At 44.6% G+C, this 20365-nt stretch carries 27 protein-coding genes; 15 read left to right on the forward strand and 12 right to left on the reverse strand.

The window, feature by feature from the left end; genetic code table 11:
- The first annotated feature begins 177 nt into the window (after positions 1 to 177).
- The 5 genes from rfbB to QUB51_RS16445 all read left to right on the forward strand — a co-directional run bounded on the left by rfbB (position 178) and on the right by QUB51_RS16445 (position 5615).
- The gene (gene rfbB / locus QUB51_RS16425) at positions 178 to 1284 is read left to right on the forward strand and encodes a dTDP-glucose 4,6-dehydratase (RefSeq protein ID WP_333058147.1); all 1107 of its coding nucleotides are present in this window, start codon (positions 178 to 180) and stop codon (positions 1282 to 1284) included.
- Between the two features lie 387 nt (positions 1285 to 1671).
- Positions 1672 to 2523 carry a cyanoexosortase A gene (crtA, locus tag QUB51_RS16430; RefSeq protein WP_333058146.1) on the forward strand — a complete coding sequence of 284 codons (852 nt, stop codon included), beginning with the start codon at positions 1672 to 1674 and terminating at the stop codon, positions 2521 to 2523.
- Positions 2523 to 3191: a cyanoexosortase A system-associated protein gene (locus QUB51_RS16435; protein ID WP_333058145.1), complete on the forward strand. Its 669-nt coding sequence runs from the start codon at positions 2523 to 2525 to the stop codon at positions 3189 to 3191. The genes crtA and QUB51_RS16435 overlap by 1 nt, the downstream gene beginning before the upstream one ends.
- 178 nt (positions 3192 to 3369) lie before the next feature.
- A complete protein-coding gene (hpsJ-A, locus tag QUB51_RS16440; protein WP_333058144.1) occupies positions 3370 to 4047 on the forward strand; it encodes an HpsJ-like protein, cyanoexosortase A-associated in 678 nt (225 codons plus the stop codon).
- A 395-nt stretch (positions 4048 to 4442) separates the two neighbouring features.
- Positions 4443 to 5615: a transposase gene (locus QUB51_RS16445; RefSeq protein ID WP_333058143.1), complete on the forward strand. Its 1173-nt coding sequence runs from the start codon at positions 4443 to 4445 to the stop codon at positions 5613 to 5615.
- Between the two features lie 182 nt (positions 5616 to 5797).
- Here QUB51_RS16445 and QUB51_RS16450 read toward each other — a convergent pair whose 3' ends face one another.
- Positions 5798 to 6439, reverse strand: a complete 642-nt coding sequence (locus QUB51_RS16450; RefSeq protein ID WP_333058142.1) for a cofactor assembly of complex C subunit B — start codon at positions 6437 to 6439, stop codon at positions 5798 to 5800.
- Between the two features lie 97 nt (positions 6440 to 6536).
- A complete protein-coding gene (rpaB, locus tag QUB51_RS16455) occupies positions 6537 to 7268 on the reverse strand; it encodes a response regulator transcription factor RpaB (protein ID WP_071587789.1) in 732 nt (243 codons plus the stop codon).
- Positions 7269 to 7432: 164 nt separating this feature from the next.
- Here rpaB and radA point away from each other — a divergent pair, with 164 nt between their 5' ends.
- The 10 genes from radA (at position 7433) to QUB51_RS16505 (ending at position 12992) form a co-directional block, all read left to right on the forward strand.
- The gene (gene radA, locus QUB51_RS16460; protein WP_333262085.1) at positions 7433 to 8989 is read left to right on the forward strand and encodes a DNA repair protein RadA; all 1557 of its coding nucleotides are present in this window, start codon (positions 7433 to 7435) and stop codon (positions 8987 to 8989) included.
- A 45-nt stretch (positions 8990 to 9034) separates the two neighbouring features.
- Positions 9035 to 9304 (forward strand): type II toxin-antitoxin system prevent-host-death family antitoxin, encoded by a 270-nt coding sequence (locus QUB51_RS16465; RefSeq protein ID WP_333262082.1) that lies wholly within the window; start codon positions 9035 to 9037, stop codon positions 9302 to 9304.
- A 69-nt stretch (positions 9305 to 9373) separates the two neighbouring features.
- Positions 9374 to 9592, forward strand: a complete 219-nt coding sequence (locus QUB51_RS16470) for a hypothetical protein (RefSeq protein ID WP_333262079.1) — start codon at positions 9374 to 9376, stop codon at positions 9590 to 9592.
- A 16-nt stretch (positions 9593 to 9608) separates the two neighbouring features.
- Entirely contained in the window at positions 9609 to 9878 is a 270-nt protein-coding gene (locus QUB51_RS16475) for a DUF2283 domain-containing protein (protein WP_333393054.1), read from the forward strand.
- 60 nt (positions 9879 to 9938) lie between these two features.
- Positions 9939 to 10895 carry a WD40 repeat domain-containing protein gene (locus tag QUB51_RS16480; RefSeq protein WP_333262073.1) on the forward strand — a complete coding sequence of 319 codons (957 nt, stop codon included), beginning with the start codon at positions 9939 to 9941 and terminating at the stop codon, positions 10893 to 10895.
- Positions 10896 to 10978: 83 nt separating this feature from the next.
- On the forward strand, positions 10979 to 11209 hold the full coding sequence (locus QUB51_RS16485) for a hypothetical protein (protein ID WP_333262070.1): 231 nt from the start codon (positions 10979 to 10981) through the stop codon (positions 11207 to 11209).
- Between the two features lie 3 nt (positions 11210 to 11212).
- Positions 11213 to 11365 (forward strand): hypothetical protein, encoded by a 153-nt coding sequence (locus QUB51_RS16490; RefSeq protein WP_333262067.1) that lies wholly within the window; start codon positions 11213 to 11215, stop codon positions 11363 to 11365.
- Between the two features lie 86 nt (positions 11366 to 11451).
- Positions 11452 to 11670: a type II toxin-antitoxin system PemK/MazF family toxin gene (locus QUB51_RS16495; RefSeq protein ID WP_333262064.1), complete on the forward strand. Its 219-nt coding sequence runs from the start codon at positions 11452 to 11454 to the stop codon at positions 11668 to 11670.
- Positions 11671 to 11733: 63 nt separating this feature from the next.
- Positions 11734 to 12588 carry a TIGR02587 family membrane protein gene (locus QUB51_RS16500; RefSeq protein ID WP_333262061.1) on the forward strand — a complete coding sequence of 285 codons (855 nt, stop codon included), beginning with the start codon at positions 11734 to 11736 and terminating at the stop codon, positions 12586 to 12588.
- Complete coding sequence (locus QUB51_RS16505) at positions 12585 to 12992, forward strand: TIGR02588 family protein (protein ID WP_333262058.1); 408 nt, start codon at positions 12585 to 12587, stop codon at positions 12990 to 12992. Before QUB51_RS16500 ends, QUB51_RS16505 begins: the two co-directional genes overlap by 4 nt.
- A 385-nt stretch (positions 12993 to 13377) precedes the next feature.
- Here the strand turns inward: QUB51_RS16505 and QUB51_RS16510 are convergent, their stop codons facing one another.
- From QUB51_RS16510 to QUB51_RS16555, 10 genes are all read right to left on the reverse strand, one after another.
- A complete protein-coding gene (locus QUB51_RS16510; RefSeq protein ID WP_333262055.1) occupies positions 13378 to 13971 on the reverse strand; it encodes a CPBP family intramembrane glutamic endopeptidase in 594 nt (197 codons plus the stop codon).
- Between the two features lie 46 nt (positions 13972 to 14017).
- Positions 14018 to 15085 (reverse strand): DUF3326 domain-containing protein, encoded by a 1068-nt coding sequence (locus QUB51_RS16515; protein WP_333262052.1) that lies wholly within the window; start codon positions 15083 to 15085, stop codon positions 14018 to 14020.
- Positions 15082 to 15273: a hypothetical protein gene (locus QUB51_RS16520; RefSeq protein WP_333076025.1), complete on the reverse strand. Its 192-nt coding sequence runs from the start codon at positions 15271 to 15273 to the stop codon at positions 15082 to 15084. Before QUB51_RS16520 ends, QUB51_RS16515 begins: the two co-directional genes overlap by 4 nt.
- Before the next feature lie 57 nt (positions 15274 to 15330).
- Positions 15331 to 15648 carry a 2Fe-2S iron-sulfur cluster-binding protein gene (locus tag QUB51_RS16525; RefSeq protein ID WP_333054544.1) on the reverse strand — a complete coding sequence of 106 codons (318 nt, stop codon included), beginning with the start codon at positions 15646 to 15648 and terminating at the stop codon, positions 15331 to 15333.
- 244 nt (positions 15649 to 15892) lie between these two features.
- Entirely contained in the window at positions 15893 to 16438 is a 546-nt protein-coding gene (locus QUB51_RS16530) for a Uma2 family endonuclease (protein WP_333298245.1), read from the reverse strand.
- Positions 16439 to 16785: 347 nt separating this feature from the next.
- Positions 16786 to 17967, reverse strand: coding sequence for a GTPase (locus QUB51_RS16535; RefSeq protein ID WP_333262045.1), 1182 nt, complete (start codon positions 17965 to 17967; stop codon positions 16786 to 16788).
- A gap of 155 nt (positions 17968 to 18122) precedes the next feature.
- Positions 18123 to 18620: a DUF29 domain-containing protein gene (locus tag QUB51_RS16540; RefSeq protein ID WP_333262042.1), complete on the reverse strand. Its 498-nt coding sequence runs from the start codon at positions 18618 to 18620 to the stop codon at positions 18123 to 18125.
- 185 nt (positions 18621 to 18805) lie between these two features.
- Positions 18806 to 19345 carry a Uma2 family endonuclease gene (locus QUB51_RS16545; RefSeq protein WP_333262039.1) on the reverse strand — a complete coding sequence of 180 codons (540 nt, stop codon included), beginning with the start codon at positions 19343 to 19345 and terminating at the stop codon, positions 18806 to 18808.
- A gap of 55 nt (positions 19346 to 19400) precedes the next feature.
- Positions 19401 to 19784: a hypothetical protein gene (locus tag QUB51_RS16550; RefSeq protein ID WP_333262036.1), complete on the reverse strand. Its 384-nt coding sequence runs from the start codon at positions 19782 to 19784 to the stop codon at positions 19401 to 19403.
- Positions 19785 to 19795: 11 nt separating this feature from the next.
- On the reverse strand, positions 19796 to 20233 hold the full coding sequence (locus tag QUB51_RS16555; RefSeq protein ID WP_333262033.1) for a CdiA C-terminal domain-containing protein: 438 nt from the start codon (positions 20231 to 20233) through the stop codon (positions 19796 to 19798).
- Positions 20234 to 20365 lie beyond the last annotated feature (132 nt).

A 20365-nucleotide genomic window follows, 5' to 3' on the forward strand; every position in this document is an offset into this window, starting at 1 on the left:
TGAGATAAGGTAACGAGATGATAGGCGATCGCCCTCGGTCGCTTTTTTAGTAAATCAAACCGTCAAAGTGTGCGGAGACAGTAGAAATTTTAATTACAGAGCGGCAAACACTTGGTGACAAACTACTTTTAAGGCTACTTTTGTAAAGGCTTAGTTATTGGAAAAACTCTTATTTTTATGACAGACAGCGCGAATCAAGGCATTGACCGAGCTCCTCGCCGATTGTTGGTGACGGGCGGGGCTGGATTTATCGGCTCGAATTTTGTGCATCACTGGTGCAGCAGCTATCCGGGCGATCGAGTAGTGGTACTCGATGCTTTAACCTACGCCGGAAACAGAAAAACCCTGGCAACTTTGGAAGGAGGCGAAAATTTTCGATTTGTGCAGGGGGATATTTGCGATCGTACCTTAGTCGATACCTTGCTCAAAGAAGAAAACATCACCACAGTCGCCCACTTTGCCGCAGAATCCCACGTTGACAGGTCAATTATCGGGCCTGCCGCCTTTGTTCAAACCAACGTTGTCGGAACCTTCACACTTTTAGAAGCCTTCCGCAAGCATTTTGAAGCCATTGATGAGGCATCTCTCAAAACCCAAATGCGCTTCCTCCACGTTTCTACCGACGAAGTTTACGGCAGTCTCAGCCCCGATGACCCAGCCTTCACAGAAACAACGGCCTACTCGCCCAACAGTCCCTACTCAGCCTCCAAAGCTGGTAGCGACCACCTCGCCCGCGCCTATTTCCACACCTACGGCGTCCCGACAATTATCACCAACTGTTCCAACAATTACGGCCCCTATCACTTCCCAGAAAAGCTCATTCCATTAATGTGCATCAATATGTTATTGGGCAAACCGCTGCCAGTATACGGCGACGGTCAAAACGTGCGAGATTGGCTGTACGTTCTCGACCACTGCCGCGCTTTAGATGTCGTTATTCACCGTGGTCAGCCTGGGGAAACCTACAATGTTGGCGGCAACAACGAGGTAAAAAATCTCGATTTAGTGAAAATGCTGTGTCAGCTAATGGACGAATTAGCTTCTGATTTACCCGCCCGTCCTTGCGAACAATTGATCGCATTTGTCAAAGACAGAGCCGGGCACGATCGGCGTTATGCTATTGATGCCACCAAAATTAAAACAGAGTTAGGTTGGACTCCCTCAGTAACCGTTGAAGAAGGTTTGCGACAGACTGTAGAATGGTACCTAGCCCATCGGGAGTGGTGGGAACCCCTGCTTTCGGAGGAATATCAAACTTACTACCGGAAAGTCTACTCTAACTAATCTCCTCCTGGACGCACCGGCTACAAAAAACCAGAACCAGTAAAAAACTGGTTTTCCAGCTCAAGAGTGCGTCCAACAAAGGTTTCTGTCTTGCCTTCAAGCTTTACATTTAAACTCTCGCCGCATAAACCGGGTTAGAGAAAGGAAAATCTTTCGTGGAGTGCGATCGATCTGAGTTAAAAAACCTGTTTTCTTTTGTCTTTGCTCCTAACTTCAGATTTAATTAGGTGAAGGTAGATATCACACATATTTGCTCTTGTCAATCTTTGTGAAGATTTAGTGAAAAATCATCCCAAACGCATAAATTTAAGTGTTTGTAGCTGATAATTTTAATAGAGTTACAAGCTTAAGCATTTTAGAAGCTTTTAGGAAAAACAAAAAGCAGCAATGACCGAAATAAACTCGCTCAAGCACATCCAAGAACCTAAATACTGGCTGTTAGGCATCGCCTCCGGTTTGATTGCCATACACCTAACTCTGACTTCCCGAACAAACGACACTGACCTGTTCGGTACAATGTTACTGTTTTGGGGAGTCGTAGCATTTCTAATTTGGGAAAGGCACGAGTCTTTAAATTTTGAAAGCGGAATTTTCGCCAGCTTTTTTGGGACAGCGTTAATTGCTTTAATATTGCTCAAAAGTTCGTCGATATCGGGATACGACTTTTTTATCCGAGCAACGCCTTTTTTGTCTGGAATCAGTCTCGCCTTGCTGGCTTCCGGCACAAAAGGACTGAAACAATATTGGCAGGAACTTCTAATTCTTGCGTATACAGCTATTCCTCCCGGATTGATCGGAGTATTTGTTGATGTTCCAAAATTAACAGCTAAATTTTCAGCTTTCATCCTGCACTATGTAGGATTTGAAGTAGTGCGGAAAGGGGTTTTTCTAATCCTAGAAAAGGGAAGCGTGGAAGTGAATCACGGCTGTTCCGGGGTGAATGCGATGCTACAATTGTTAGGACTAGCTCTGGTTTTCTTACTGATGTTTCCTACCACTACGGGTCAGAAAATGGTATTGCCATTCGTGGCAATAATTACTGCATTTGTAGTGAATGCCGCGCGAGTTGGTCTCCTGGCCGTGCTGGTATCGCTATCTCAACCCGAAGCATTTAAATACTGGCACGAAGGAAATGGTTCGGTAATATTTTCGATGATTGCTGTATTTATTTTCGGGTTATTCTGTTGGTTTGCAATTTTGAAAAACCAACCCCCAAATCAGGAAGGACAGAATTGCTAATGGCTATTACCTCTTGGAAACCACTTAGGCTTTCCCTGTTGGCTGTTACTTTGGGAGGGGTTTTGTTGGTTGCCGGAAAGTTGGTTTTCTATCCATCGGACGGCAAGAATGTGGCAACCCCGTTTGAGTTTCCCGAGTCGGTGCCTCTAGCCGATTGGAAACTAAACAAGAGCGCGCTTCTGGAAATCAAGGAAAATTCAGAATTCAAAGCTGCCAGGAAATATGAATATCAAAAAAATAGCATGGCTCTAGAAATAGAGATGCGCTATGCAGTAGACACCATTGGGGATGTGGAAGGTATGATGAGGGGACATACTGTTCTCAAGTCGTCTCCTGGTAAACTAGCATTGGCAAACACTCAAGGCGCAGGGTTTCACGGAATTTTGCAACAGCAAAATCGACTGTATTTGAGTTCGTGTATCAATCCTAATGGCAGTGCTACAGTAACTTCCCAACAGTTTAGATATAATCGAAATACTCGAGATTGGCAGCCAAACCGTATTCTGTTTTGGTTGTTGGGTAGGGGAAATATTCAAGACCGGCGCTGTTTGTGGACTCAGATGTCTGTGCCTTTGGATAAAACAAATCCAGAAGATGCCAAAAAAATTCTAGAGAATGCTTGGGTTTCTTGGTATGAGTGGTGGCAGCCGCGATTCCCCGAACCTTGACTCGATTCAGTCGATTTTAGCTTTTAGCTTTTAGCTTTTAGATTTAATCCACAGGTGAATCTGGAAGCTTGAACAAGAGTCTAAAATGTTTGACTATCCACGACTTTGGTCGGGGGATTGTATCCGTTATTGGGCGGCGTCAAGAGAGATTTTTCTTAACAACAACTCTGATTATTTTATGAATGACTTACAAGGCGAACAAGGTTTTTCTATCTACAGACTGCGTTGGATTGGCTACGGTCTATTAATTTTGTCTGTATTAGATACGATTGCAGTTCTTATACCAGCCAATTTTGGCAATCGCCTCTGGGAATTGCAAACGATTGGGGCTGTAGTGGAACGGGTGCCAGTTCCTTTACTGGCAATGGCGCTGATATTTTTTGGCGAAGGATACGAACGCCGAGGTTTGGAAGACCTTTTTTTGAAGGTTTTGTCTTGGGTTTGTCTGCTGCTAGGTCTGGTTTTTCTGTTGATGCTACCTTTGGGAATTTTTGGCACTATCTACGTCAACAATCAAAACAACCAGCAAATTACTACTCAAGCAAACCAACAATTAGCTCAGTTGCAGCAGGTGGAAGAACGGCTGAATAAGGGTAGTCCTGAAGATTTAAGGAATTTGGCGGGGGAACTTACCCGTTTGGGGGTACAAGCGGATACGCAAAACCCACAGCAATTGAAAGAGCAAATTCTTTCGAGAATTACTCCGGCTAAGGAACGGTTACAGACGCAAAGTGCTGCGGTTCAGCAAAGTCAGCGCTTGGGGTTATTTAAAAATGCGATTAAGTGGCTGCTGGGCGCGCTGATTTCTAGTGTTTTGTTTTTTACGCTGTGGCGCGGTACTGACTGGGCTCGCTAGTAGTTTTGAGTTTTGAGTTGCGAGTTTTGAGCTAGTAAGGTGCGCCTAGCGCACCCGGAGAGACTTGTTGAGGACTAAGGTGCGCCCTGCCCTGTACACGCAGCCCGCGTCTTGGTGGTTAAAAAGACCCTCAAACCCTGGAAATTTCGTTGGGGGCAGCGCTCCCTCTTCTTCTTTTCAAAAGATATTATCGGTAATAAATCTTGTTTATTGCCGATAGCCAACACCGAGAATGAGGCAAATCGCTTGTTAGCGCAGCCCTCGAAGAGGAACGCACCTTGACCAAGAAACTGGGTACAAGCCTCGCCCTTTTAGGGCGACTTTAGTTAAAACTTGTGAATAAGCGTTCCGGCCTTTCTTCACGACTGTATAATCAGAGTAGGAGGATAGAGCAAGTGTTTAACTTAACCTACGAGTACAAATTAAGACCAACGCCAGCGCAAGCAGCCATTTTTGAAGATTGGCTGGAACAGTGTCGTCGCGTTTATAACTACGCGCTGGCAGAGCGCAAGCATTGGTTTCATTCTCGTAGTTGCCAGGTTAACGCTTGCTCTATCCGCTCTGAATTTATTATTGGGGCCGAAACAAAACGACCAACTTATGCTAGTCAGTGCAAGAACTTAACCGCAGCCAGGGCAAGTATATCGGCTTTGGGTGCCGTTGCCGTACACGTTTTGCAACAAACATTGAGACGGCTTGAAAAAGCGTTTGTCAGTATGTGGGAACAAAAGCACGGTTTTCCTCGCTTTAAAAAAGCGGGAACAATGCGGTCTTTTGTCTTCCCTCAATTGGGGGTTGATCCGGTTCAGAATGGAAAAGTAAAATTACCCAAGATTGGATTGGTTAAACTTCACCAATCGCGTCCTATTCCTGATGGGGCAACTATCAAACAAGCCAGAATCGTCAAGAGAGCCAGCGGTTGGTATGTAATGCTAACCCTACAATGGGACGTGTCAGTGCCGTCGGTTATGCCACACGGCGAGGGGATTGGGATTGATGTTGGCTTAACTAATTTCATAGCAACTTCTAACGGTCTTTTAGTCAAGCGCCAAAAGTTTTTTGTTGAGGCCGAACGCAAGCTTAAATTGCTGCAACAGCGCGTCAGTCGGAAAAAGTTAGGCTCAAATAATTGGAAAAAGGCTCAGAAGAAAGTTTCTCAACTGCACGAGGACATTGCAAACTGTCGCCAAGACTGGCACTGGAAATTGTCTCACCAACTCTGTAAAGATGTGGGGATGATATTTGTTGAGGACTTGAACCTAGTAGGATTGTCTAGAGCAATACTAGGTAAACATTGCTTAGAGGCAAGCTGGGGTCAGTTCTTCACAATATTAGAGCAAACCTGTTTTAAGCATGGCGTGTACTTCCAGAAAGTAAGCACTCATAAAACAAGTCAGATTTGTCCTAGTTGTGGTGTAGAAACGGGCAAAAAAGAATTGTCAGAGCGCACCCACACCTGCTCAAGTTGTAACTACACAACTGATAGGGATATTGCAGCAGCTCAAGTAGTTCTTATTAGAGGACTTGCAGCCGTAGGGCATACGGTCAAGATGCTTTCTTGCAAGTAAATTCGTCGGAATCCCGGTGAAGGAAGAATCCTCGTACCTGATAGTCGAGGAGTGTCAAAGTGCTGGCATTGTGCAATCGACAATCTCAAATCTAAAATCTAAAATCTCAAATCCACAATCTCAAGTCTAAAATCCACAATCTAAAATCTAAAATCCACAATCTAAAATCTAAAATCTAAAATCTAAAATCGATTGATGGTATTTTCTAGTTTGTCGGCAATGCCTTCTACCCAGTTTTCATCTTGTTTTGTATAGCTGCGGGGCGCGTTAGCGCCTAAGATTAAAACGCCTTGGGTGCCGATGGGTTGACAGATGACTCCTTGAGTATTTTCTGGCAAATAGTCAAATTCAATTTTGCCGGGATAAATATTGAGATTTACTAAATAAACTGGTTTATTTTTGTCGAGCACTCGCTGCAAAATCGGCCCCGGTTTGACTTCGGGATTGATGCCTAAAATACCGCGCCGCAATAGGACTTTTCCTTGATACACAATTACGATCGACCTTGTGGCGGTATTTGTCAACAGCAAACGCGACGCCCAGGCTAATTCTATTTTCACAGCATCCGGCAAATCCGGCGCAAATTCAAAACCTTCTTCGCCGATAAGTTTTACGGAATCGGGCGATCGCGCTTGCACCTGCTGCCACAGCAAACCTGTTAAAATCAGCAGAGCGCTGATAATTACTCCCAAAGCGTCCGATCGAGCTTGAGAATCTGTAATTTGCTCTGTCAGCAATCGGTTTACCATTAGCAGCGTACCTGCTAACCCTCCTGCAACTAAGGGCAATTGCCGCAAAACTTTATTGGGATCAGATTTAGTCATTAGTCATTAGTCATTAGTCATTAGTCATTAGTCATTAGTCATTGGTAATTGGTAGTTGGTAATTTAAGTAATGCCAACTGCCAACTGCCAACTGACTTTATCCTACTTCCCCAATTTCGACAATTCGCTGGAAGAGATAGCCGGTGCCGCGGGCGGTGAGAATTAATTCGGGATTGCTGGGGTCGTCTTCCAACTTTGCCCTCAGCCGCGAGATGTGAACGTCCACTACGCGGGTGTCTACGTGGCGTTCTGGCGTGTATCCCCAGACTTCCTGCAAAATTTCCGATCGCGAAAAAGGCTCTCCAGAACGGCTGACAAGCAGTTCTAACAGGCTGAATTCCATGCCCGTGAGGCGAATTCGCTCGTCGCCTTTGTAAACTTGGCGCTTGTTGGTGTCAATCCTAATGTTGGTGACGTGGATGACTCCAGAACTGGGAATTCCCGATGCGCCGTTTTTGTCTACCCGGCGCAATACCGAACGGATACGGGCTTCTAGTTCTTTGGGAGAGAAGGGTTTGACGACGTAATCGTCGGCGCCCAATTCTAAACCGGTGATGCGATCGGCTACGTCTCCCAAAGCAGTTAGCATGATGATAGGCACGTCTGACTCTTTTCGCAACTCCTGACAGACGCCGTAACCGTCTAGCTTCGGCATCATCACGTCCAAAACCACTAAGTCGGGTTCGGTGTTGCGAAATGTTTCGAGAGCTTCTTCGCCGTCAGCAGCGGTGACGACATCGTAGCCAATCATGGAAAGGCGAGTCTCCAGAATGCGACGGATACTGGCTTCGTCATCGACTACCAGAATTTTTTCTTTATGGTTTTCCAAGTTACCGAGCACTCCTTAAGTTACATTTCAGATAATGTTATTTTTTTGTACCCTATCATAGAGGACACAAATTGAATCATGGGCGGCGATCGGTCTGAAAGCTTGATAATTGCTTTAAATCAGACTTTTCTAAATGTTAGGGTGACTATTTATCATAGTAAACAATGCCTAAGCCTCGAATACAATATATTTGTCGGGAATGCGGGTATGATTCACCACAATATTTTGGCAGATGTCCTAGCTGTCAGAAGTGGGATTCTTTTGACGAGCAGTTAGAACAACCTACTGCTGGTGTGCCGCGGGCTGGTTTAACTGGGGTGACAACTAAGACAGTGGGCGGTTCGCCCCCTGATAAGTCGAAGGGTCAACCAAGGGTATCTTTCAGATTATCGCAGATTGCTGACCAAACTCAGTCTCGCTGGCCTTCTGGTTACGGGGAACTCGATCGAGTTTTGGGAGGCGGGATTGTGCCGGGATCGCTGGTGTTGATTGGGGGGGAACCGGGAATCGGGAAATCGACGCTGCTGTTGCAGGTGGCGAATATGTTGGCCCGCAAGGATCGGATACTGTATGTCAGTGCGGAGGAGTCCGGCCAGCAGGTGAAGTTGCGATCGCAGCGTTTGGGCGTGGCTAATCCGGTTGAATTGTCAAGCAACGGCGGGCATAAATCTGGCAGTAACGGGGAAGCTAAAAAGGATTCGGAGGACAATTCAGCGGAGAATTTCTATTTGCTTCCAGAGACGGATTTAGAAGTTGTTTTGCGGGAGTTAGAAGCGCTGAAACCGAATGTGGCGGTGATTGACAGCATCCAAACTATTTATTTTGCTAGTTTAACATCGGCTCCGGGTTCGGTGGCTCAGGTGCGGGAATGTACGTCTGCTTTGATGCAGGTTGCGAAAAGGGAAAATATTACTTTATTTATTGTCGGTCACGTTACGAAAGATGGAGCTTTGGCGGGGCCGAGGGTTTTGGAACATTTGGTAGATACTGTACTGTATTTTGAGGGCGATCGCTTTGCTTCTCATCGACTTTTGCGATCGATGAAAAACCGTTTTGGCGCTACTCACGAAATTGGTGTTTTTGAAATGGTAGCCAACGGTTTGCGAGAAGTAGATAATCCGTCGGAGTTATTTTTAGGGAATAGAGATGAATTTTCGCCCGGTACTTCGACGACTGTTACTTGCGAAGGAACTCGACCTATTTTAGTAGAAATTCAGGCGCTAGTCAGCCCTGCAAGTTTCGGTTCGCCACGCCGTACTACTACTGGTGTGGACAATGGTAGATTGCAGCAAATTTTAGCTGTTTTGGAGAAAAGGGTGGGGATTCCTTTATCTAAATTAGATGTAATTTTGGCGTCGGTGGGCGGGTTGAAGGTGGACGAACCGGCGGCGGATTTGGCAGTTGCGATCGCCGTTGTGGCCAGTTTTCGCGATCGGGTGGTTGATGCACGCACTGTTTTGCTTGGGGAAGTGGGTTTGGGGGGACAGGTGCGGCCGGTTTCCCAATTAGAGTTGCGGCTGAGAGAAGCTGCGAAATTGGGTTTCAAAAGGGCGATTATTCCTAAGAATCAACCGGTGCCAGAGTTAGGAATGGAGATTATTCCGGTGGCTAAGGTAATCGATGCCATTATTGCGGCGATTCCGGCTACTCCCGCTCAGTTGCAGTCGGCTGATATGGAATTACAGTCTGTTGATTTGGAGGAAGAGGATTTGTTTAATTGAGTTAGAATTGTGATGTTATAAATTGATAGTAAGGAGGCACGAATTATGTATCAAGTAGACATTATTGAGGCCAAAGAAAAGCTTCTGGAATTAATCGAAGCGGCGATGAGAGACGAAGAAATTGCGATTACTCAAGATAACCAGCCTGTTGTAAAATTGGTAGGAATACCGCCAGCTAATAAGAAGCGCTGGTCATCCAAAGCAGGGAGTGCTAAAGGAATGGTTTGGATGTCCGATGATTTTGACGAACCGCTAGAAGAGTTTAAGGAGTACATGGAATCAGGTTGTTGTTGGACACTCATGCCTTTATTTTGATGCTTATGCGCGGCTGTGGTGAATTAAGTTAGTGCAAAAATAAAGAGGCAAAAAGGAGGTAATAGCAACGTGAGCGTTAGATTACATCCCCATGCTCAAGCACGATTGATTGAGCGAGGTGCAACTGAGGCAGAAGTAATTGCTACTGTTGAAAGTGGCACAACTTTTCCGGCTCAATTTGGCAGAACCGGATTTAGGCGCAACTTTTCCTTCAATGCTGAGTGGCAGGGAAAAGTTTATGCTATGAAGAAAGTGGAGGCGATCGCAGCGTCAGAAGGCGAAGACTAGATGATTATCACTGTAATTGTCAAATTCTTTTGAGCAGGAGGTTCCCGTGAAACTGAGTTACGATCCGAGATACAACGTAGCTTATATATACCTGAAAGAAAAAACCACACAGGTAAACACTATCCAGGTTAGCGATCAAATGAATGTGGACATTGCCCCAGACGGTACTATTTATGGAATTGAATTACTCAATGCAAATCAACAATTAGGGGCAGATAGTCAAGGAAAACTGATTGTTGTCAACGAAGCTTTGGGAGAATATTCCGAAATTCAGCTTGCACTTTAATGGCATTGAAAACAATAAGTAAAAATGTTGTTAATGGATGAGTACGAGGAGTAATATCAAATGTTTCCAACTCCGAACTGGCAATGCGTACACACCCTTCACGGGCATTCAAGCTCGGTAACTTCTGTTGTCATAACTCCAGACGGACAGACTGTAGTTAGCGGAAGTGCTGACAGCACAATTAAACTGTGGAATCTCAATACAGGGCAAGAAATTACTACTTTAGCAGGACATTCACATGGAGTTACATCCATTGCCATCAGCCCTGACGGACAAACTCTTGCTAGCGGCAGTAAGGACAAAACTATCAAGCTTTGGAATCTCAGCACTAAAGAGGAAATTTACACCATCACCGGACATTCAGACATAATTACTTCTGTAGTTATCAGCCCCGACGGGAAGACTCTGGCAAGTGCCAGTGAAGACACAACTATCAAACTTTGGAACCTTAGAAATGGAGAAGAAATTCGGACTTTAAAGTGGCCAGTAGAAGTATTTTATAGTTTAAATATTTTATTCAGCCCTGACGGAAAGATTCTACTTAGTAGCAGTGCAGATGATTATGTTTCTCTAAGTGCAGTAGCTTTTAATTTAACCACTGGAGATGAAATCTGGACAAAGAATTGGCAGGAGGGTATGGACTCTGTTTATGCGATCGCTGTTAGCCCCGATGGAGAAACTTTTGCGACTTTGCACTGTGTGGGAACTATTAAGCTGTGGAATCTCTACAGGGGAATAGAAATCTATACTCTTGCGAAAAATTCAATGGGGGACTTCTGCTTAGCTTTTAGCCCTGATGGGAAAATTTTAGCAAGTGGCGGGTGGGATTCTGGCAGCGAAGAGGATAGTACGGAACCTGGTATTATCGAACTTTGGAATCTCGATACCAGAGATAAAATTTGCAGTCTCTTGGGGCATTCATGGGGAGTTTACTCTGTGGCTTTTAGCCCGGATGGGCAGACTCTGGTTAGTGGAAGTGATAACAAAACTATCAAGATTTGGCAAAGAGATTTATAATCGTGCGAGTTTTTTTATAACTCAAGGAATTAGAAAGTAAATCACCAACTGAATAATGTTGTAAAAAAATTGACCTAAAAATTATGAAAGCATACGAGTTTCCCGCAAAAGTCACAGATGAAGGGAAAATAGAATTTCCCGATACTCTCTTAAAATACTTGGCAGTTAACCAAGAAGTCCGAGTTATTGTTCTGGTGAAAGAACCAACTGACACAGAAGATGAAGAAGAGGAAAACGCTGCTTGGCATCGTCTTGCCACCGAACAATTCTTTGGTGATTGCAGCGAAGAAGACGCAATTTACGATGAGATTTGAGCTATGACTAATTATCTGTTTGGAGAATTAGTTCTAGTTGCATTCCTGTTTGCGGGTGCAGCCGAAACTAAACGCCGTCCTGGTTTGGTACTGTTGGACACAGGAGATGAAGACATGATTATTGCGAAGATAACCGGGAGCATCTCATATTTATAAAAACACTTATTCTCCTTCCTTCTAACTCCTGCCCCCTGCCTCCTGCCTCCTGCCTCAAAACTTAGATTTCTAGCTTTTCTGCAAAAGTGAGATGCTCCCAGATAACCAGTCAAATCCCTCGCACAACTTTTGATGTAGAAATTCGGGAATGGCAACAAGCAGGATTAAATCGACCTTCAGCGGTTCGCTTACATAAACTGAACACATTACAAAAAAGTTTATTTGAACGCAGACTGGGAATATTAACCCCTGATGATTTGGCACAAGTTAGAGAAAGAATACAACAAATATGGTATTCTATCTAAGCAGGTTTAAAAAATCAAAAAATATTTAATTGCCAATTTTTTGAGGTTCGTTTTCAATCACAAATGAAAAAATCAAAAAAACGTAAAAATCAGTGGTCAAATGAAATAAACGACATCATTCGAGGTGCATCTGGTGGCTTTTTGTTCGGAATTCCGCTGCTTTATACGATGGAGGTTTGGTGGATCGGTTCGTATACTACACCAGCGGAAATGTCGATCGCGATCGCAACTACTTTTCTCGTCGTTTTCTTGTTGACTCGCACGGAAGGTTTTCGCAAAACTCAAGACATCCGCTGGCTAGATGCTGCAATCGATACCGTAGAAGCGATCGCCCTTGGCATTGTCTGCGCGGCTTTTGTCCTGTTTTTGCTCAGGGAAATTACCCCGGAGACTCCGCTGCAAGAAACTTTGGGGAAAATCATCTTTGAAGGCCTGCCGTTTGCCTTGGGAGTAGCCCTGGCCAACGGTTTCTTGAGCGGCGATCGCTATCAAAGTTCAGACAGTGAACAGGAACCTACCATTAATGCAACTGTAGCAGATATCGGCGCTACTTTAATCGGCGCGATGATCATTGCTTTCAACATCGCCCCAACTGACGAAATTCCCATGCTAGCGGCAGGTATTTCGCCACCTAGGCAATTAGCAATTATCGCCGCCTCGCTGCTAATTTCCTACGGTATTGTATTTGTAGCAGGCTTTACTTATCAAGCAAAAAGGCAGCAGCAGCAAGGGATTTTTCAGCGTCCTCTCAGCGAAACTGTCATGGCCTATTTAGTGTCCCTGGCGGCTTCTGCATTTATGATGTTTTTCTTCCACAAACTCACTTTTGACGACCCGTGGTCGCTGTGGTTGAACTATACGTTAGTATTGGGATTGCCGGCGGCTGTTGGCGGCGCCGCGGGGAGGTTGGCGGTATGAGTGAAAGTAATAACAAAGAACAGCAACAAAAAAGAACTTTTGCTGAATGGGTGACATTTGCGATCGCCGGCTTGATCCTCTTTGCCCTCACCGGACTCGTACTCTACAACTGGGTGACTAAAAAGCAGGAACCTCCGGTTATTTCTGTCACTCGGAACACGCCTATTCGCGAAAATCAAGGGCAATTTTACGTGCCGTTTACAGTAACTAATACGGGCGGCGAAACGGCAGAGTCTGTGCAAATTATTGCCGAATTGCGCGTCAACGGTGAAGTTGTAGAATCCGGCGATCAACAAATTGATTTTTTGTCAAGTGGCGAAACTCAAGAAGGGGCTTTTATTTTCAGCCGCAACCCCAGTCAAGGTGAGTTGATTGTGCGATCGAGCAGTTATCAACTACCTTAACAAAGTTTTCAAGTCTCGTTTCCGGTAAGTGTGACCCTCATAAAATCCTGTCGCTGGGTGGGGGCGGGTTTAAAAATACCTTGGTTATTAAGCAGAGATACGGGTGAACCCGCCCCTACAAAATTTACGTTTATTGACCGAGAATTTTTTCATGGTACCCGCCACGTGATTTATCCGTGGAATCAATCCAAAATCTCAAATCCTCAAGCCCCCGAATTTATCTCGCGCAAGTCAATCCAAAATCCAAAATCTAAAATCTAAAATAGAATGACTCGGTATCACGTTAAATAGACATAATTCCCGTAGGGGCGGGTTCACCCATCTCTCCAATCGAGTGAGAGATTCATTAAACCCGCCCCAACCTCGATATTGTAGTGCGATCGAGCTAACGCTTCACGAGATTGTGTTCCCACTTCCAAACACAGCTAGAAATCAAATTTGTGCAGATATGAGCCGTAATTGGCACTAACAAATTCCCAGTAGCTAAAACACTGTAACCCAACAGCAATCCGACAGCCGTTGCCCAAACAGCATAAGGCCACTGATCCAGGGATCCCAAGTGCAGAATGCCGAAACAAAAACTCGATAAAACTAAACTGGTAACATTCAATCCCAAAGCAGACAGCATCACGCCTCGAAATAGCAATTCTTCGCTAAGTCCCGGCAGGAGTCCCAGCCAAATTAAATCAGGCCAAAACAAAGGTTTGAGCACTACTTCCAAGTAAACATCCGCACTGTGGCGATAACCGGGCCAGAGTTGATAAACGATCGCACTACCGCCTGTAATTGCCAGTCCGAGCGCAAATCCTTTGAGCAAGTCGATTCCTATCAATTTGACTGGCAAAAGCGATACCGATCCAAATAGCAACCACAATTTAGCTACCGCCAGCAACATAATTGCTGTCACGCCCATTGCTACTAAAACTTGGGTGCGCGTCAAGGGTTCAATTTCAGGATTTCCGGGAAGTTTTTCTGCCACTTAATCACTTTTAGATTTGAGGTTTGAGATTTGAGATTTGTTGGGTTTAGTCAGATAAACAACGCAGGGAGGAGATGTCTGCGCCCAAGGAAGCTGGACTGATGCCCGATCGCAAAGCGACCAAAACTCCGATCGCCTCTAAATATGAGTTTACCTGCAAAGCTTTGATTCCGAGTTTTTCTGGAGTCGCCTGCATCTGGGTTTTGTTGTCGCCGACAGCGATGATTTGTACGGACGATCGCGCACTCAAACTCAGAATAGCACTGCCGCCGCAGGCTGTGGCGGGTATCACTACCGCATCGACTCGATCGGCGGTAATTGATAATTGATTGTGCTGCTGGCTTTCTGGCGCTACCAATTGAGGAGCTTTGCTGAGTCCGGCAAGCACGCAAGGTAGGAAAGTATAGCCGATTTCCTCAGCAGCCGATCGCGGGGACAGGTGCGGATCGAGGGGAAGCGCAGACAGCGCGGGGGCGTGGGCGCAGGGGATTTTAAACGTTTTGACGACGAGGTGGCTGATCACAGCTTCCGCGCCGGCGAGGGGGTCAACTCCTTTGCCCCGGCGGTAGTTTTCGAGGGCGAGGCTGCCTTCATCGTCGGGAAATCTGGCTACAACTGCGATCGCCTCTACTCTTGCTTGTGTGATTAATTTGTCTGCAGCGCGCAATAAACTGTCTGGATTGCCGATCGTCCCCCAGGATGCGCCTGATTCGGAAATACGCAATTCTACTTGCAGAGGGCGATCGGTTAAAACCCAATCGGTTATATTCAAACCCAATGTAGCTCTCGCTGCATCAGCCGCTTGCAAGTGGCGCAACTGCAAGTCTGGTTCAATGCCGGCATCGAGGATTAAGCCGATGCGATTTTGATGTACCGGTTGCAGTCCCCAGCATCCCGCAGCAAATTTGTCAAGGGCGTAACCTTCAACGTAGAGAGCGTTAGGTATGGGCCAATAAAGTTGAGCGCCGTTGAGGACGTTGGGGTGAGTGATCAGGGTGTCTGAAATTTGGGCGATCGCCCTAGCCACGGGCAGCGCATCTCCTGCAAACCCCCCGATCGAGGCTCCAACGCCTGTGGGGACTATCAAAACCACTGTCAAAGGGCGGGGGTTCACGATGTTGCGGGGGATGCTTCCACGAGCACGTAGCCTTCTACCACAGCCTTTTGCCGATCGACATCCACGTCTGTGACTGCCCACCGTAGGGGTTCGCCGTGCTTTTGCAGTTCAATTTCAATAGCCGAGTGCAGTTGCTCGGCGGTATCGTGGAGGTCAACTTCTGCGGAAATGAAATGGGTGGTCATAGGGCGATCCATAGTGGTTTTACCGCTAACGGTACTTAGGTCAATTTTAGCTTAGTGCTAGGATTTACCGAATTGGCGATCGTACACAATGTCTTCTTTTTCTGTTTCTATCTTCAAGTTCGATCGGGGATAAGCAACACACAGCAACACATAACCTTCTGCCTGAAGTTCGGGACTAACGCCCATGCCATCAACTTGATCAACTTGACCCTCAATAATTTTAGCAGCGCAAGTAGTACAAACCCCCGCATTGCAAGAACTCGGCAACTCAATGCCAGCGGCGTTGGCGGCGCGGAGAATTTGTTTATCTTCGGGTACTTCTACGGTATAGGTAGAGCCTTGGTGGATCAATTCAACAGTGTAAGTCTTAGACATATATCAATTATTGGTTTTAATTCCCCAATTGGAATTTACGCTAGATTTGGAAACAAAGCAATCAGTATTTTACCGCTGTTGGTGCTTTTGTGCAAATTTACAACTGCATTTTTTATTGATAATTTTTTTTATTAATTGGCCGGGCGAGTGAGTGGCATTTTGTCAATGACTTTTTCACAAATTATTACAAACCTCACGGCGGAACTGTGCCACAAAGCACTTATACCTAATTAATTTTTTGCCTTCAAGCCAACAACTCATCAACCGCAAGACTAAAACCCGGCAGCACTAGCTGAGTGCTGACGGTAGAACCCAGGTTAAAAGTTAACTTTTGAGTTTGAGTCATTATCAATATCCAGCGACTTTCTGGAAAAACTATCCAAACTTCCAGACAACCCGAATCTAAATACTCTTGTGCTTTAAGAAAAATCTCTTCCGCAATATCAGTAGGAGAAACTATTTCAGCAATTAACAGCGGGCTTTGAGGCAAAGTAGGAACATCGCCATATTCAGCAACAAGTTCAGCAGTCAGATAAGCCACATCAGGGCGGCGCACTCGCCTGTCTGTACGACAAGGAACTTCTGTATAAACTTCGCCGCATTGTCCGCTAGAATCTTTGTAATTTCCCCAAGCACGATCTAGTCTAGATTGGATTCGACTGTGTTTTACTGTCATGCCATTTTTCTCCGCGATTTGCCCGTCCACCCATTCCATATCGTCGGTGGGACTGGCTATAAAGTCTTCTAGAGAAACATTGTCTGATAAAACGGCTGTCATTACCATAGCCATTTACTCCCTTTTGCAGAATTAACTAAATTATAGCAATCTTTGGTAATTGGTAATTGGTAATTGGTAATTGGTAATTGGGAATGAGTTGATTGGAACTGAGATATTGCACCCTTTTCAGCAACAGGCAAGATGCCTGTTCCACAAGAAAATCAATATCTTTGTGGAACAGGCGCCCTTTTCAGCAACAGGCAAGATGCCTGTTCCACAAGAAAATCAATATCTTTGTGGAACAGGCATCTTGCCTGTTCATAAAAGGCTTATTGAGAATGGTGCAATATCTCAGTTGGAGTAACAAAATAACCCATGCCCTATGCCCTATGCCCCATGCCCCATGCCCCATGCCCAATTTACTCAATATTAATTTGATTGGGTGGTTTAGGTTGATTCGGTTTGTCATCCTTCAAAGTTTTACGCCCAGAACTAGCATAATCTTTATAAAAATCCACAAACATCTTTGTCAACTGCTGCAAAGAAAGTTGTTCCCCATTAACTTGAGCTTTCATATAAGCTTTAAGCACTTCAATGTAAGCCAAACCGAGGGCAAGCGTGAGAGTTGCTGCCGTTGCACCGGAGATAGCACCGCCCACAACAGTACCCGCACCAGGAATCATTTTAATCAAATTAGTAACAATACTTCTGCCGACAGCAGTCACACCGCCAGCGCCGCTAATAGCAGACAGCATCGCCGAAATAAACCCCTTATCAAAGGGCATTCCAAAAATCACAGTAATATTAGCAATCATTGCCGTTTGCATCGTCATCAAAATCGGCGCATCAGCAAACGGTACAGGAGTTGCACCGACAATTGCAGAACCTGCAACATAAGCACTTAGATACTTAAATGCCATATCGGATTTGAGCGCAATATTGGCAATTTGTTCTTTAACAAAAGCTTTCTTAGCTACTTCGGGCAGCAGTTGAAAAGTTGCATCTACCAACTTATCTAAACCGTGAGATTTTACTGTATAATCCTCATCAATTTCTTCCGGTTCAGCCATGACGGGGATAATTTGACTGACTGGTAAATTCATGTGTTCCAGTTGCTTGAAAAATTCCCCCGGCTTTTTAGATGTGGTCTGAGTCAGCACTAAAAGAACTGGTACATCTTTGACTTCCATTTCTTTTAGCCAGCTTTCCTCCACAGATTCTATTCTATTGGCGCTGTGATTGATGCAGTACCAGATGACGTGAATGTGTTCTTTTGGGTGCAGGAGTCTTTGGTCTTCAATCAGTTTAGCAACGTTTAATTGAATAACTTTAATTTGTTCGGCGTTGAGTTCGAGTCCAGGAGTATCGTAGACTGTAATTGGGCAATTCGGTTTTGTATATTGGCGGATGCCTTGAGTTATGGGGCGGCCGACTCCGGTTTCTGCTAAGCGTTGGCGAAAAACGGAATTTATCAGGGTACTTTTGCCAACACCAGTTTTGCCGATGACTAAAACATTGCACTGTCCCACTTGGTTTTCTGCCTCTTTGAAGGCGTAATAACTTCTATTTAAAAGCTCGTCTAAGGAAAAGTCGTCTGACATGGCGGTTTGCTCCGATAATGGTGGGATATTAATTCAATACCACCGAATAGAATTCCGATGCTCTACAAACGAAGTCCGCAAAGGCGGACTGGGGGAGTATTAAATATATTGTAGCAATTTGATTTCAGAACCAGTGGAAAGGATATCTGATTCAATTATTCAATATTTTCAGGATTTTCAGGCTGCTCGCTGTCAGGCGGTAAAAAATCAGGATTAAGAACTTCTTCTTCAGTAAAGGGAGACTCTGGGGTAAATATCGCAATAGATAAACCAGTTTCATCTGCGGCTAATTCCCTAGCATCTTGATAAGATTCATTAAAAATCTCTTCAAAAAAATGATATAAAGTTGGACTGGTTTTGAAGGTATCTCGGATGCGTTGACGATGTTCACGAATGGTGTACACCCAACTATTTGTTCGTTTTTCTGGCTGATATTTATACTTAAGTAAGTGCATTAAAAGTACCCTTAAATTACTTTTTAAAGCATTCTTATCGCTTTTTCCCATACTTTCCAGTTCCTCTAGTAAGTTCTCTAAATCTATTTCAGAAAACTTTCCCTCTTTCAATAAGTTGATTGTTGTCTGTAACCAAAGATAAAAATCCCGTTCATAAAGAGATGTTATTGCAGTTGTTATTGATTGGATAGTTGTCATTTTGTTTGACTCCCTTTCTTGGTCATAAACCTAAGAATATTGTAGTAGGTTGCGTAGCCCTTCGACTCCGCTCAGGAACCGCGACAGCGAACCCTCCGCTAAATGCTCCGCCCAACAAATCCCAGAAATTGTTGGGTTTCGTAAACTCAACCCAACCTACTGAGTTTCGGATTTCATAATTTAGTTTAACCTAGCAATCGATCGACATCAATGCTAAAACCGATCAGGATTTGTTGGGTGGTGGCGGTATCGCCGGATCTAAATGTCAATATTTGATTTTGAGTCATCACGAATATTAAACGACTTTCGGGAAAAACTAACCAGACTTCCTGACAGCTAGATTCTAAATATTCCTGTGCTTTGAGAAAGACATCTTCAGCGATATCGGTGGGTGAAACTATTTCGGCAATTAACGGAAAACTTTGGGGTAAAGTGGCAAGATTGCCAAATTGTGCAACTAATTCGGGTGTGAGATAAGCGACATCGGGACGGCGAATTTGTTGGTTAGTGCGGCAAGGAACTTCGACATAAGCCTCTCCACCTTGTCCGCTGGAAATCATGTAATTTGCCCAAGCACAACCCAGCCTTGATTGAATTTTACCATGCTTGAGCGTGGCTCCATTTTTCTCCACGAGTTGTCCGTCCACCCATTCCATGTTGTCGGGGGGATTCGCCAGGAAGTCTTCTAGAGTAAAATGCTTCTGTGCGGCAGTAGCAGTGACCATAGTCATTTCCTCGTTTTTACAAATCGGTTTCAGAACTTGCCTGTATGATGTTCGATCAAACCTTCACCAATGGCGCAAACTCCTCTAACTTCACTTGTAAGTCATCCACCAGCATTAAACGATACCTGCCGGTAGTTTTCAACTTGTGGAGAACATAACTAGCAAACTCATCGCGCCACTTTTTTCTATCAAGTTCATTCGAGATGTTCAGCGCTCTGATTGATAGGTTGTAAGGGTATTCTTCAAAGTTGAGCTCTTTATCATTTTCAAAATCATGCTTTCCTACTGTAAGAGTGATTGTTGAGTTACGAAACTCATACCAGTTGTCAATCCCATCAGAAACCAGCTCTAATTTAAGAGCCAATATAAACTCTAATTCTTTGATTAAATGTTCGATTTCCTGTGGAAACTCTACAAAAATATCTAGTGTGCGAGACATAAAAACCTCCTTTATTGAAACTCAGTAAAAGTGATGTCATAGATATCGCCAATAATTCGGACGCTATCAAGTTTTCCGCGTGTAATATTTTTCGCCCTCTGCAAACCTCGTTCAGCCTCAGCCTCTATCAACCCAGACACCCTAGCATCTATAATTATATCCCTAGCCTGTCCGCCTCGTCTAATCGAATTGTTGATCTGATTTTTTACAGTCGCGCTTGTAGCACCGGCATCCAGACTTTTGAATTCAATGGGTTTTCCATCTACCTCAGCATCGGGATTTCTACCTCCATCGGTTTTTTCCACCAAGGCTTTAACATTCTTTCCCTCTCTTTCCAGAAATTCAGCAATCGCTCTTTCGGTTGCACCAAAAGCTCTTTCTGATTCATCAATACTGCCACAATTAGCCGAATTTTGCTTAGGGGTTTGGTTAGTCCCGTTATTCACCATTTTTGGTTATTTAAAATTTTGGTGAATTATCGCACATTATGAGCCAAGTCACTTGAGAAAAAGAACCGGGTTTCTCACTTAGTCAATACAATGATTCCTCTCCCATCAGGTTCTACTATTACCCTAATACTA

Source organism: Microcoleus sp. AT8-A3 (assembly GCF_036705675.1).
In the GTDB taxonomy this organism is placed as follows: Bacteria; Cyanobacteriota; Cyanobacteriia; order Cyanobacteriales; family Microcoleaceae; genus Microcoleus.